Origin of the sequence: Mycobacterium sp. AMU20-3851 (genome assembly GCF_043974665.1) — a bacterium.
Classification (GTDB): Bacteria; Actinomycetota; Actinomycetes; order Mycobacteriales; family Mycobacteriaceae; genus Mycobacterium.
In genome coordinates this window covers 3,763,393-3,776,189 of sequence record NZ_CP146371.1, presented here as the reverse complement: position 1 = coordinate 3,776,189, position 12,797 = coordinate 3,763,393, and the positions used below count along the sequence as shown (strand labels likewise).

Annotated in this window: 13 protein-coding genes; 7 read left to right on the top strand and 6 right to left on the bottom strand. The window is 65.4% G+C overall.

Annotated features, from left to right (window positions below; genetic code table 11):
• Positions 1–13: 13 nt before the first annotated feature.
• Positions 14–757 carry an SDR family NAD(P)-dependent oxidoreductase gene (locus tag V4U86_RS18175; protein WP_395307338.1) on the bottom strand — a complete coding sequence of 248 codons (744 nt, stop codon included), beginning with the start codon at positions 755–757 and terminating at the stop codon, positions 14–16.
• A gap of 152 nt (positions 758–909) precedes the next feature.
• On the opposite strand from V4U86_RS18175, the gene V4U86_RS18170 reads away from it, so the two are divergent.
• Both V4U86_RS18170 and V4U86_RS18165 read left to right on the top strand, forming a co-directional pair.
• On the top strand, positions 910–2,097 hold the full coding sequence (locus tag V4U86_RS18170; RefSeq protein ID WP_395307337.1) for a cytochrome P450: 1,188 nt from the start codon (positions 910–912) through the stop codon (positions 2,095–2,097).
• A 29-nt stretch (positions 2,098–2,126) separates the two neighbouring features.
• Complete coding sequence (locus V4U86_RS18165; RefSeq protein WP_395307336.1) at positions 2,127–2,948, top strand: mycofactocin-coupled SDR family oxidoreductase; 822 nt, start codon at positions 2,127–2,129, stop codon at positions 2,946–2,948.
• A 1-nt stretch (position 2,949) separates the two neighbouring features.
• On the opposite strand, the gene V4U86_RS18160 is transcribed toward V4U86_RS18165, so the two are convergent.
• Genes V4U86_RS18160 through V4U86_RS18150 form a run of 3 tightly spaced genes read right to left on the bottom strand, consistent with a single transcriptional unit; the run spans position 2,950 to position 5,941 of the window.
• Complete coding sequence (locus V4U86_RS18160) at positions 2,950–4,551, bottom strand: GMC family oxidoreductase (RefSeq protein ID WP_395307335.1); 1,602 nt, start codon at positions 4,549–4,551, stop codon at positions 2,950–2,952.
• A gap of 29 nt (positions 4,552–4,580) precedes the next feature.
• Complete coding sequence (locus V4U86_RS18155) at positions 4,581–5,372, bottom strand: SDR family oxidoreductase (protein WP_395307334.1); 792 nt, start codon at positions 5,370–5,372, stop codon at positions 4,581–4,583.
• 11 nt (positions 5,373–5,383) lie between these two features.
• The gene (locus V4U86_RS18150) at positions 5,384–5,941 is read right to left on the bottom strand and encodes a nuclear transport factor 2 family protein (RefSeq protein ID WP_395307333.1); all 558 of its coding nucleotides are present in this window, start codon (positions 5,939–5,941) and stop codon (positions 5,384–5,386) included.
• A gap of 130 nt (positions 5,942–6,071) precedes the next feature.
• On the opposite strand from V4U86_RS18150, the gene V4U86_RS18145 reads away from it, so the two are divergent.
• Positions 6,072–6,317, top strand: coding sequence for a hypothetical protein (locus V4U86_RS18145; RefSeq protein WP_395307332.1), 246 nt, complete (start codon positions 6,072–6,074; stop codon positions 6,315–6,317).
• On the opposite strand, the gene V4U86_RS18140 is transcribed toward V4U86_RS18145, so the two are convergent.
• Positions 6,314–6,955 carry a TetR/AcrR family transcriptional regulator gene (locus tag V4U86_RS18140; RefSeq protein WP_395307331.1) on the bottom strand — a complete coding sequence of 214 codons (642 nt, stop codon included), beginning with the start codon at positions 6,953–6,955 and terminating at the stop codon, positions 6,314–6,316. The two genes, V4U86_RS18145 and V4U86_RS18140, sit on opposite strands and share 4 nt — an antisense overlap.
• 47 nt (positions 6,956–7,002) lie before the next feature.
• Complete coding sequence (locus tag V4U86_RS18135; RefSeq protein ID WP_395307330.1) at positions 7,003–8,181, bottom strand: NAD(P)/FAD-dependent oxidoreductase; 1,179 nt, start codon at positions 8,179–8,181, stop codon at positions 7,003–7,005.
• A 168-nt stretch (positions 8,182–8,349) separates the two neighbouring features.
• Here V4U86_RS18135 and V4U86_RS18130 point away from each other — a divergent pair, with 168 nt between their 5' ends.
• The 4 genes from V4U86_RS18130 to V4U86_RS18115 all read left to right on the top strand — a co-directional run bounded on the left by V4U86_RS18130 (position 8,350) and on the right by V4U86_RS18115 (position 12,461).
• On the top strand, positions 8,350–9,099 hold the full coding sequence (locus tag V4U86_RS18130; RefSeq protein ID WP_395307329.1) for a TetR/AcrR family transcriptional regulator: 750 nt from the start codon (positions 8,350–8,352) through the stop codon (positions 9,097–9,099).
• 106 nt (positions 9,100–9,205) lie between these two features.
• A complete protein-coding gene (locus V4U86_RS18125; protein ID WP_395307328.1) occupies positions 9,206–10,699 on the top strand; it encodes a flavin-containing monooxygenase in 1,494 nt (497 codons plus the stop codon).
• Positions 10,700–10,860: 161 nt separating this feature from the next.
• A complete protein-coding gene (nrdF, locus tag V4U86_RS18120) occupies positions 10,861–11,823 on the top strand; it encodes a class 1b ribonucleoside-diphosphate reductase subunit beta (protein WP_395307327.1) in 963 nt (320 codons plus the stop codon).
• A gap of 128 nt (positions 11,824–11,951) precedes the next feature.
• Entirely contained in the window at positions 11,952–12,461 is a 510-nt protein-coding gene (locus V4U86_RS18115; protein ID WP_395307326.1) for a hypothetical protein, read from the top strand.
• The last annotated feature ends 336 nt before the right edge of the window (positions 12,462–12,797 follow it).

Below are 12,797 nucleotides of genomic sequence, written 5' to 3'. Positions count from 1 at the left end.
GGATTGGGGACGGTCAGGTGACGGCACCGCCGTTGACGCCGACGATCTGGCCCGTCACGTAACCGGCATCCTCGGCGGCCAGGAACGAACACACCGCCGCGACATCCTGCGGCCGGCCCAGTGCCCCGGCCGGGATCGCCTGGTTCAGGTACTTGTCCGGCGGCAGTTTCCCGGCGGCCTGCTGCTCGCGCAGCATCGGTGTCTCGATCGCGAACGGCGGGACGGTATTGGCGGTGACGCCCTTGGCCGCGTAGTCGAGGGCGACCGTCTTGGTCAGCGCGATGACGCCGCCCTTGGTCGCCGAGTAGTGGGCCTGGCCATGTGCGCCCTTCTGTCCGGCCGACGAGGAGATGGTGATGATGCGTCCCCACTGCGCGGCGACCATGTCGGCCAGGGCCGCCCGGATGCACAGGAACGTCCCGGTGAGATTGACGGCCAGATAGCGGTTCCATTCGTCCAGCGAGATCCTGTCCAGCCGGGTGAAGCCGGAGATGGCCGCGCTGGTGACGAGGATTCCGACCGGTCCCAGTTCGGATCGGACCCTGTCGAACGCCTGGGTGACGGCGTCCTCATCGGAGACGTCGACGCCGACGGCGATCGCCCGGCCGCCGTCGGCTTCGATCTCGGCGCCGGCCTGTTCGGCGGCATCGGCGTCGTAGTCAAGCACGGCAACATGATTGCCATCGGCGGCGAGTCGGGTGGCGATCGATCTGCCCAGACCCGATCCGCCACCGGTCACCACGGCCACCCGGCTCATCTGTCGATCCTCCTGTGCGCTCGACCACATTGCTGTACAGATGTATAGCGGATGGCGATGCTCGGCACAAGTGTTCGCGCGAATGTCGGCGATGCTGTACGAATGTATAGCGTCTGCTTTACACTCGTGCAGACTTCAGGAGGAGAACGACTGTGAGCGACCTCTATTACGATCCGTGGGACGTCGACATCGACATCGATCCGTACCCGACCTACCGCCGGCTGCGCGACGAAGCGCCGGTGTATTACAACGAGCGGCACGGCTTCTGGGGAATCAGCCGCTATGCCGATGTCGACGCGGCGTTGAAGGACACCACCCGGCTCAGTTCGGCGAAGGGTGACATCCTCGAGGTCGTGCTGACCGACCCGGTGATGCCGCCGGGGATCTTCATCAACGAGGATCCGCCGCTGCACACGATCCACCGCGCGATCGTGGCCCGGGCCTTCACTCCGAAGAAGATGCGGGCGATCGAGGACAAGATCCGCGCCTTCTGTGTGGCCTGCCTGGACCCGCTCGTCGGCGGGCAGCGCTTCGACTTCGTCTCCGATCTCGGCGCCGAACTGCCCATGCGTACGATCGGGATGCTGGCCGGCATCCCGGATTCCGAACAACCCGCGGTCCGTGAGCATGCCAACCAGGTACTGCGCAACGAACCCGGCAAGCCGATGGAGATCCACAAGGACCGCTACTTCACCGGGGAGATGTTCGGCGAGTATGTCGAATGGCGAGAGAAGAACCCGTCCGACGATCTGATCACCGAGTTGCTCAACGTGGAGTTCGAGGACGAGACCGGTACCACCCGCAAGTTGGCCAAGCAGGAACTCATCGTCTTCCTGGCCGTGGTCGCCGGGGCCGGTGTGGAGACCACCGGCCGGCTGTTCGGGTGGATGGGCAAGGTGCTGGCCGAACACCCCAGCCAGCGCACGGAATTGGTCGAGAATCACGCGCTGATCCCCACCGCCATCGAGGAACTGCTGCGCTTCGAGCCGCCGGGGCCACATGTGGCCCGTTACGTCGCGACCGACGATGTGGTGTTCCAGGACCAGACGGTCCCCGCGGGCAGCGCCCTGCTGATGATGCTGGCCTCGGCCAACCGGGACGAACGCCATTTCGACGACCCAGACCGTTTCGACATCCACCGCAAGCCGGGCGGGCACCTGACCTTCGGCCGCGGTGCGCACTTCTGCGTCGGGTCGCCGCTGGCGCGCCTGGAGGGCCGCGTCGCACTGGAAGAGGTGCTCAAACGCTGGCCGACCTGGGAGATCGACATGGCCGGGGCCCGCCGGTCGCGAACCTCTACGGTACGTGGGTGGGACACCATGCCGGCCATCGTCGGCTGACCGAGCCTGCTGACCGGAAGGAACACCACATGAGCACATCGGAACGCCAGGTAGCAGTCATCACCGGTGCCGCGCGCGGGCAGGGCCGCAGCCACGCGGTGGCCCTGGCCGAGGCCGGTGCCGATATCATCGCGATCGACCGGTGCGCCGACATCGATTCCATCCCTTACCCGTTGGCCACCGAGGACGATCTGGCCGAAACCGCCCGGCTGGTGCGCGAAGCGGGCGGGCGTGTCGAGACCGCCGTCGCCGACGTGCGCAACCTGAGCGACCTGCGCGCGGCAGTAGCGGCCGGGATCGGTGTCTTCGGCGATGTGGACGTGGTGGTGGCCAACGCCGGTGTGGTCGGCGTCGGGCTCGACGATCCCCTGGACGAGCAGGTGTACTCCGACATCGTGGACACCAACCTGCGTGGAGTGTGGAACACCATCGCCGCCACCGCGCCGTCGATGATCCGGCGCGGCACCGGTGGTTCGATGATCCTGATCTCGTCGATGCAGGGGCTGGTCGGTCGTGGCGGGGACGGCAGCGCGGCGACGTTCGCGTACGCCGCGTCCAAACACGGTGTGGTGGGACTGATGCGCTCGGCAGCATATGCCTACGCCCAGCACAACATCCGGGTGAACTCGGTGCACCCGACCGGGGTGGCCACCCCGATGATCTTCAACGAGCACATGGCCGAGCTGTTCGCGGCGAACCCCGAGGGATCGGCTATGTCGGGCAACCTGCTGCCGGTGCCCTACGTGGAAGCGCTGGACGTCACCAACGTGGTGGTGTTCCTCTCCGGAGAGAAGGCCCGCTACATCACCGGTGTCGCCCTGCCGGTCGACGCCGGCTTCGCCGTGCTGTGAGCTAGCAATCCTCCAGGATGAAATCGGCGGCCCGCCAGGCCATTGCCATCATCGGGCCGTTCAGGTTTCCGGCCACCATGGTCGGCATCACCGAACAGTCGACCACCCGTAGACCCGCCACACCCCGCACTCGCAGCCGGCTGTCCAGTACGGCGTCCTCGCCCGGGCCCATCGCGCAGGTGCCGATGGCGTGGTATCCGCTGAACCCACCGTCCAGTGCAGCGTCGGTGAGTTCGTCGTCGCTGGTCGCGGCCGATCCGGGATAGGTCTCGGCGCTGATCCGAGCGGCGATGGGGTCCTGGTCGAAGATCCGTCGCATCGTGCGCAGCAGATCGGCCGTGGTCCGCCGATCATGCTCGGTACCGAGGTAGTTGGGGTCGATGAGCATGGGTGCGCTCGGATCGGATCCGGTGATCTCGCAGCGTCCCTCGGCGGTCGGGCGTAGCGCCATGCCCAGGCAGGATGCCCCGGGCTGCCGCTCGATCTTGACCGGTGCGCCGGTGTTGTAGGGCGGTATGGTCCACGGCCCCATCATCAGCTGGGCGTCGACGCGGTCGGCGTAGAGCCGGGTCTTGGCGAAGGCGAGGATGTCGAAGGCGGGAGCGGCCAGCGGGCCCTTGCGGGTGGCCAGATACCGCGCCCCGGTCTTGGCCTGGGCCACGTTGCTCGACAGTTGCCTGTTGTAGCCGAGGTCGTCGTTGAGGCGGAAGCGCATCACCGCACACCGATGTTCCCGAAGCCCGCGGCCGACCCGCTCGCGGTCGAGGTATACGTCGACTCCGGCGGCCCGCAGCACCTCGCGGGGGCCGATGCCGGACAGCTGGAGCAACTTCGGGCTGTTGAGGCTGCCCATGGAGATGATCACCTCGCGGGTGGACCGGATCTCGGTGCTGCCACGCCGGTTTCGGGCCAGCACACCGACGGCGCGCCCGGTGTCGAACAGGATCCGCTGCACCGAGGTGTTGGTCAGCACCGTGAGATTCGGGCGTGCCATCGCCGGCTTCAGGAAGGCCCGTGACGCACTGACCCGACGGCCGTCCTTGATCGTCGAGGTGGTGTAGCCGATGCGTTCGTCATCGGATTCGTTGACGTCGGCGACCTCGGTGAGTCCGGCCCTGACCCCGGCGGCCAGCATTTCCCGGCACAGCGGGTCGGGGTCGCGGGGGACCGAGATGTGTAGCGGCCCGCCCACTCCGCGGGTCGGGGAGGGCCCGAACTGGTTGTCCTCGAAGGATTTGAAGATGGGCAGGATGTCGTCCCAGCCCCAGCCGGGATTGCCGAGTCGTTCCAGTTCGTCGTAGTCGGCGCGGTGGCCGCGGTTGTAGACCATGCCGTTGACCGAACTGGAGCCGCCGAGCAGCTTGCCGCGCATCCAGGTCTCGACGTGTGAACGTGGCCCGAACGGGATGGTTTGGTACTGCCAGGTGTACTTTTCGTTCTCGAACACCAGGCCGGCACCCTTGGGAATGCTGAACACCGGGCTGCGGTCACCGCCCCCGGCCTCTATCAGCAGCACCGAGATCGCCGGGTCGGCGGACAGCCGGTTGGCGAGTACACAGCCGGCCGAACCCGCGCCGGCGATGATGTAGTCGTAGCTGGTCATATCGGCATCCTCGTTGTCCTCGGCTGAGATCAGTTGTGGTGCACGGTGACCGGCACGTTCAGCCGCATATCGCGCCCGGTGACCTCGGCGAACGCCATCGGCCATGCCGGTTTTCCGTGCTGGGCGACCCAGCAGGATCCGGTCTGCTCGGGCGGCGCGGTGACCGCGGTGAGCACCGCGTCGGCAATCGTCTCGGGCTCCATCACCGGCACCCCGATGCGTTCTACGAGCTTGCGTCGGTCACCGAGCACGCCGGTCTCGGTGATGCCCGGGCAGATGGTGTGCACCGAAATCCGTTCGAAAGCCAGGTTCGGTGCGATGGAGCGCATGAATCCGACCACCGCGTGCTTGCCGAGGCTGTACACCGGATCGGGGTGCCAGGGCACCAAGCCGGCCAGCGAGGCGGTGGCGAGGATCGCGCGCTCCCCGGTGCCGCCGCATGCCCGCATGGTGCGCACGGCGTTGACCGCACCGTAGACCACCCCGTCGAGGTTGACCCCCACCGACCGGCGGTACTGCGCCAGGTCGAGGGACCCGATGTCACCGGACCAGCCAATGGTGATGCCCGCGTTCAGGAATGCCAGATCGAGCCCGCCGAGTTCCTCGGCGCAACGCGCGAAGGCGGCCTCGACCTGAACCGGGTCGGACACGTCGCAGGCCGCCCCGATACCGCCGCAGGTCTGGGCCACTGACTGCGCGGCCGGACCGTCGATGTCCACGACGCACACCCGCACGCCCGCGGCGGCCAGTCGCAGCGCCGATGCCCGGCCGATGCCGGAGGCTCCGCCGGTGACCAGCGCCACCTTTCCGTCGAGCTCCATCTGTCGCCGGCCTACCAACGATTGACCGGTGCGCCGTCCATGGACAGCGGCCGTTGATACGACACGTCGGTCTTGTCCCAGGTGCCCTTGATGAATCCGGCGACCGCACCGGATTTCAAAAGCGAGGTGTCGCCGTTCATCATCCATTCGATGGTGCAGCGGCGCAGCGCGATTTTCCAGACCCCGTCGCGGCGCTCCAACCGGTCGATGTAGCGACCGCCCATCAGGGAGACGATCTTGCCGCCCTTGGCGCGCATGGCGCCGATCACATAGCTTTCGGCATGCGCGGTGTCACCGTCGATCTCGCAGGTGTGGGTGGTCACGTTGTGCAGGTGATCCTCGAACACCGCGGTATGCGCCGCATTGGCCCATTCCCCGTACTCCGGACCGGTTTTCACGGTCGGCCCGTGCTCGTCGACGCCGTCTTCGAAGTACACGCTGCGCATCAGCTCGGCGTCATGGCGGTCGTGGCCGCGGGACTGGTTCATCACCAGGTCGAGGATCGCGAACCGGTCCTCGACATACTGCAGGCGGGCGCGGAGGTCGTCGAGGTCATTGGCGTCGGACATGGGCGGTCCTTTCCGGGGAGGGCATCGAAGGTGTTGTACATCTGTATAGCACGCGGCCGGGCGTGGCGGTGTGCGGATTCGGCCATACCGTGCCGCGGTGATGCCATACAGTCGTACAACGAGATGTCTGATGCCCAATGATGTTGCGGGGCGAGGGCGTCAAGCCGACGGTGAAGGGCTTCCCGACGCTGCCGCAGACGGTGGGCGGATAACCCGACAGGAATTCTTCGACCATCTGGTGCCGGTGCTGCAGCACAAGGGTCTGATGCCGACGAAGCATCGCCCAGGCACCCTGCGGGAGAAGCTGTTCGGCACGTCGTCAACCGACATCTGTGAGCGTCATCCCGCGCACGGGTACCGCGGCATGTTCGGCTAGCTGTCGGCCTTCTTGGTGCGACGCCTGCCCGCGGACCGGGTCGCGGTGGTGCGCGGTTCGACGGAGTCCAGATAGTCCTCGAAGACCTTGGTGAGTTCCGCGTGCGCCGTCTGCACGCCGATACCCTTCTCCAGGTTGAGGAACTTGGGCAGGCTGGAGATCAGCAACTGCAGGGCCGGCAGCGACAGATCGCCGACCGGGCGGGCGCCCTTACCGAATTTCGCGGTCAAAGCATCCAATTGGACCTTGCGCGCGCTCTCGGTCACCGAGGCGATTTCGGCGCGGATCGACTTGCGGTGGTTGCCGAGCGCCATGAACTCGGTCATCAGTACGCCGGTCGCCTCATCCCAGTTGTATTCCCACAACGCGCGCAGTGGATCGTCGGTGCGCTTTTCCAGGATCTTGTTCAGGAAGGCCAGGTTCCGCTGTGAATAGCGCGAGATCGCGGCGATGAAGATGTCGTCGAGGGCAGGAAAGTAGTACTGCACGAGGCTGGGCGTGACACCGGCTTTGGCGGCCAGTGCACGGTAAGTGACGCTGGCATAGCCCTCTTCGATCATCATCGTCTCGACGCAGTCGAGTAGCGTGTCGCGCGTCTTCGACGTCTCGGCGCCGACGCGTCGGCTGGATGCTGCCATCCCGTCATTCTGGCATCCGATCGCCGACGGCGATCGACAACGCCACGTTAGGTGTGCTGTGGTCCCTGTGCCTTCTTGTACAGCGACTTGAGCAACACGTCCCGGAATCTGGCATTGTCGATCAGCTTCACACCGGCCTGCGCCAGTTTCGGGTAGCCGATCAACTTGTGCATGTAGCGCCCACGCCGATACTCCCGGCCCCAGGCCGCCTCCATCCGTTGCGCGTAATTCGTGAAATCGTCGGGGCCGCCGTTGTTCAGCGCGGCGACCGCGCATTCTCCGGCCGCCAGGCCCGACTCCAGCGCCTTGGAGATACCCGCGCCGGACGCGGGTTTGCCCGCGCCCAGCGAGTCGCCGGTGAACAACACCCCAGGCCGCCACGGCGGCCACGCGGTGAAGCCCATCGGCAGCCGCCACGCCCGAACGCTCTTGTTCTTCTTGAGCTCCTCGATCGGCGGGACCTCCCATTCGGGGGGCAGTCCACGCAGGAACTCGCCGAGGAAGTGGGTGGCATTGATGGACTGCCAGTTCTTGTAGCTGTTCACATATCCGAGGCCGATGTTGAACACCCCGTGGCCCATCGGGAACACCCACCCGTAGCCGGGGAGCTGGTCGCCCTGGAACAACAGTCTCAGATAGATGTCGAGGCTGTCGTTGTCGGGCCGGTTCAGGTGCATCTCCGAGCGGATCGCGATGGCCGAGTAACCGTTGTACTGCGAATCGAGTTTGAGCGCCCGTTTGATGGGGGAGTACGCACCGTCGGCGGCGATCACCGCGTCGCCGAGCACCTTCTCACCGCTCTTGAGCACCACGCCCACGACACGACCGCGGGCGTCGAACTCGGGGCCCGCGACCTCGGCGCCCTGGCGTACCGAGGCCCCGGCGGATTCGGCATGCTTGAGCAGCACGGTGTCCAGATGTGTGCGGCTGACGGTGTGTCCGTGGTCGGGCATGCCGGGGCGGCGCGGGAACGACAGCTCCCAGGCGCTCGGGCTGTACACCGTCACCCGGTTCACCCGGTGGTAGCCGGCCACCTCGTCGGCAAGGCCCATCTTCTGCAGGTAGCTCACTGCGCGCGCCGTCAGCCCGTCGCCGCACGGTTTGTCGCGGGGGAACTCGGCCTTGTCCAGCACCGCGACCCGCGCACCGCTCTGGGCAGCCTGCCACGCTGCGGCTGCCCCCGACGGCCCGCCGCCCGCGATCACGACGTCGTATCGACCGGTCATGGTGTCGCCCCCTGAAGTGTTTTCGGACGTTTCGATGCTACAGAAAGCAACGCGGACACCGCCGATCATGAAATCTGCGCTGACCCACCGCCGGCACCGCACAGTGCGCTGTGCCACGCCGGGCACGTGCGGTCTGACCAGGCCCGGGTCGCCCGGTACAGTGGGTGGGTGCGCAGACCATCTATCCCGCTGCCGGGCCAGCCCGGCGTGAAGGTCGATGCGCGCAGCGAACGTTGGCGTGAGCACCGCAAGAAGGTCCGCGCGGAGATCGTCGAGGCCGCCTTCCGGGCCATCGACCGGTTGGGCCCCAATGTGAGTGTGCGCGAGATCGCCGAGGAGGCGGGCACCGCCAAGCCGAAGATCTACCGGCATTTCACCGACAAGTCCGACATGTTCGCCCAGATCGGCGAGCGCATGCGAGACATGTTGTGGGCGGCTGTCATTCCGTCGATCAACATCGAATCCGACTCTGCACGCCAGGTCATCGGCCGGGCCGTCGAGCACTACGTCGAGCTGGTGGACGAGCACCCCAATGTGGTGCGGTTCCTGCTGCAGGGTCGCTTCGCCGATCAGTCGGCGGCGGCGATGACCACCGTCAACCGCGGCCGCGACATCACCCTGGCGATCGCCGAGATGGTCAGCGGCGAGCTCAAGGAGATGGAACTCAACCCCGCGGTGTTCGAGTTGGCGGCGTTCGCGTTGTTCGGCACCGCGGCCTCGGCCACCGACTGGTGGCTCGGCGGTAACGACGACGCCCCGCGGCGGATGCCTGCCGAGGAGTTCGTCGCGCACATGACGACGATCATGATGGGTGCGGTGAACGGCACCGCCGAGTTGGTGGGCGTGCAGATCGACCCCGACCAGCCCATCCACGACGCGGTCCGGCGGCAGGAGCCCGTGGAGCAGCCCGGCGCCTGACGCGTCCGGAACTCAGGGCGCAGCCTGGGGCGTTGACACGTGTTGTCCGTTGCCGGGACACTGAGAAGTATCCGGTACCGGCGTTCCCAGGAAAGGTTCTGACGCTGTGTCTACTAACGCTGTCTCGACCCGTGCACTGATCATCGGATCCGGATTCTCCGGACTGGGGATGGGCATCGCGCTGAAGAAACAAGGTGTGGACTTCCTGATCTTGGAGAAGGCCGACGAGATCGGCGGCACCTGGCGGGACAACACCTACCCCGGCTGCGCCTGTGACATCCCGTCGCACATGTACTCGTTCTCCTTCGAGCCGAAGGCCGACTGGACCCACATGTGGTCCTTCCAGCCCGAGATCTTCGACTACCTCAAGGGCGTCGCCGACAAGCACGACCTGCGCCGTCACATCCGGTTCGGCGCGCACGTGGACCGGGCACACTGGGACGAGGCGGAATCACGCTGGCATGTGTTCGACGCCGCCGGGCAGGAGTACATTGCGCAGTTCCTCGTCTCCGGTGCCGGCGGGCTGCACATCCCGGCCATTCCCGACATTCCGGGTGCCGACCAATTCGGTGGTGTGGCTTTCCATTCTGCGCAGTGGAATCACGACGTGGACATCCGCGGCAAGCGCGTCGCGGTGATCGGCACCGGCGCCAGCGCCATCCAGATCGTCCCCGCCATCGTCGACGACGTCGCCGAACTGCAGCTCTACCAGCGCACCCCGGCCTGGGTGATGCCCCGGCCCAACAACGCGTTCCCGCAATGGATGCGCAGCGTGTTCACCCGGGTTCCCGGGGTCCGGGCGCTGCTGCGTGCCGGCATCTACTGGATCCACGAGGGTGTCGGCTTCGCCATGACGCAGCAACCCCGCCTGCTCAAGATCGGCGAGCTGATGGGCAAGTGGAACATCAACCGCAGCATCAAAGATCCCGAACTGCGGCGCAAGCTGACCCCTGACTATCGTGCCGGGTGTAAGCGAATCCTCAACTCGGACACCTACTATCGCGGCATCGCGAACCCGCGGACGAGCGTGATCACCGAGCGGATCGAGCGGATGACCCCGAACGGTTTCGTCACCGCCGACGGCGCCGAGCATCCCGTCGATGTGGTGATCTGGGCCACCGGATTCCACGTGACGGATTCCTACACCTACGTCGACATCAAGGGCGCCGACGGAGAGGACCTGGTGGACCGCTGGAACGCCGAGGGGATGGCGGCCCACCGCGGCATCACCGTCGCGGGGATGCCGAACCTGTTCTTCCTGCTCGGCCCCAACACCGCGCTCGGGCACAACTCGGTGGTGTTCATGATCGAATCGCAGATCCGCTACGTCGCGCAGGCCATCGCCGCGGTGGACCGGGCGGGCGCCGCCGCGCTGGCACCGACCCGCCGCGCACAGGACGAATACAACGCCGAGCTGCAGCGAGATCTGGCCGGCACGGTGTTCAGCACCGGTGGGTGTCACAGTTGGTACATGGACGCCCACGGCGTCAACCGCACCCTGTGGAGCGGTATGACCTGGCAGTACTGGCTGGCGACCCGCACGTTCAAGGCGTCGGAATACGACTTCACGCAGCAGCGCGAAGCCTCGGTGCCGGCATGATCTTCTACCCTGAGCGCCGGTGAACGGCGACACGCCAGACACAACATCTCGTATAGCTCGGTGATGTCGGATACCAGTTGTAGTGTTGGTGTCGCCCGCGGGTTATCGCACGGCAACAGCACAAAAAGCCAGGTGAAATGGGGTCCAAGGTGTCCGATGGAATGAAGTTGATCGATCGCGTATCGGCCATCAACTGGAACCGTCTGCAGGATGACAAGGATGCCGAGGTGTGGGAGCGCCTCACCGGTAACTTCTGGCTTCCCGAGAAGGTGCCGGTGTCCAACGACATCCCGTCCTGGGGCACCCTCAACGAGCACGAGAAGCAGCTCACCATGCGCGTGTTCACCGGCCTGACGCTGCTGGACACCATCCAGGGCACCGTCGGCGCGGTCAGCCTGATCCCCGATGCACTGACCCCGCACGAAGAGGCGGTCTACACCAACATCGCGTTCATGGAGTCCGTGCACGCCAAGAGCTACAGCAACATCTTCTCCACGTTGTGCTCCACCGCCGAGATCGATGAGGCGTTCCGCTGGTCGGAGGAGAACCCGAACCTGCAGCGCAAAGCGCAGATCGTGATGGACTTCTACAAGGGCGACGACCCGCTCAAGCGCAAGGTGGCCTCCACCCTGCTGGAGAGCTTCCTGTTCTACTCCGGCTTCTACCTGCCGATGTACTGGTCCAGCCGCGCCAAGCTCACCAACACCGCCGACATGATCCGGCTGATCATCCGCGACGAGGCCGTGCACGGCTACTACATCGGCTACAAGTTCCAGCGCGGCCTGGCCATGGTCGACGAGGCCAAGCGCGACGAGCTCAAGGAATACACCTACGACCTGCTCTACGAGCTGTACGAGAACGAGGTCGAATACACCCAGGACCTCTACGACGGTGTCGGCCTGACCGAGGACGTCAAGAAGTTCCTCCGCTACAACGCCAACAAGGCCTTGATGAACCTCGGCTACGAGGCGCTCTTCCCCAAAGAGGAGACCGACGTAAACCCGGCGATCCTGTCCGCGCTGAGCCCCAACGCCGACGAGAACCACGACTTCTTCTCCGGCTCGGGGTCGAGCTACGTGATCGGCAAGGCCGTGGTCACCGAGGACGAGGACTGGGACTTCTGAATCCCCTTAAGCGGCTTGTTCATCGGGCTCTCTAGTCGGGTCCACAAATCGGCCAGCAAGTTCGCCCGGTGCTCGATGCACACCCCGTGCCCACATTCTGCCTACAGAAATATCCGCGAAGGACCACGGTGACGATTCCATCCCCCGAAGACCAAGCACGACTGATTGAACAGTTTGACGACTTCCAACAGGGGGCACGGGCGCGGCACGAGCGCGTGCTGTTGCTCGGGTACTACGAGCGAGGCGGTATCGGTAGTGCCCTCGCGGATGAGCGTGACGCGTTGGGCCTGTTGATGGCAGGTCCTGCGGCGTACGAGAAAATTGATCGGACCTTCCATGTCTGGCGTCTCGATCAACCGTCCGAAACGGCCAAAATCTTCAAGACTGTCGCCGAAGTCGATGAGTATCTTTCGGAAGTGGAGACGTTTCCCCGCTACAGCCTGACGCTGGATGACAACCCGAGGCTTGAAATCGAGACCGGGGGAGACAACGTCCGCATTACCGACAAACTATTGCGCAAGCACTTTGTCATCCTACGGTCAGACTTGGAGAGCTTCGCAATCCGATCAACTGGCGCAACGCAGTTGTTCGTGCATGCGGAAACTGCGCCGACCATCGGGGACTGGACGCAGGAGTGACCGCCAGCAAAAGGCCGAGTCATCCCGACGATCGACTGCGCGCCTTGTCCAGTGCGGTCGCGACGGTCTCTAGGGCATCGTGACCAGATCGGCGTAGACGTCCCAGATTCATTGCCGCCAAGGCGTTTCCAAGCATTTCTGCATGGCCGTGACGTTGGCTTCTGCCGACGTAGCGAGGCTCGCGGCCGTGTGCCGAAGGGTCATTGGTGCGGTGTGCGGCATACCGGACGCCGTCAAGGCCTTGGCGAGCTACCCCGATACGTACAACTACTCACCTTGAGCAGCAACCTCATGTTGGTATACGCGCGCAAGGGGTAGCAAGCTTTCGCCACTCGG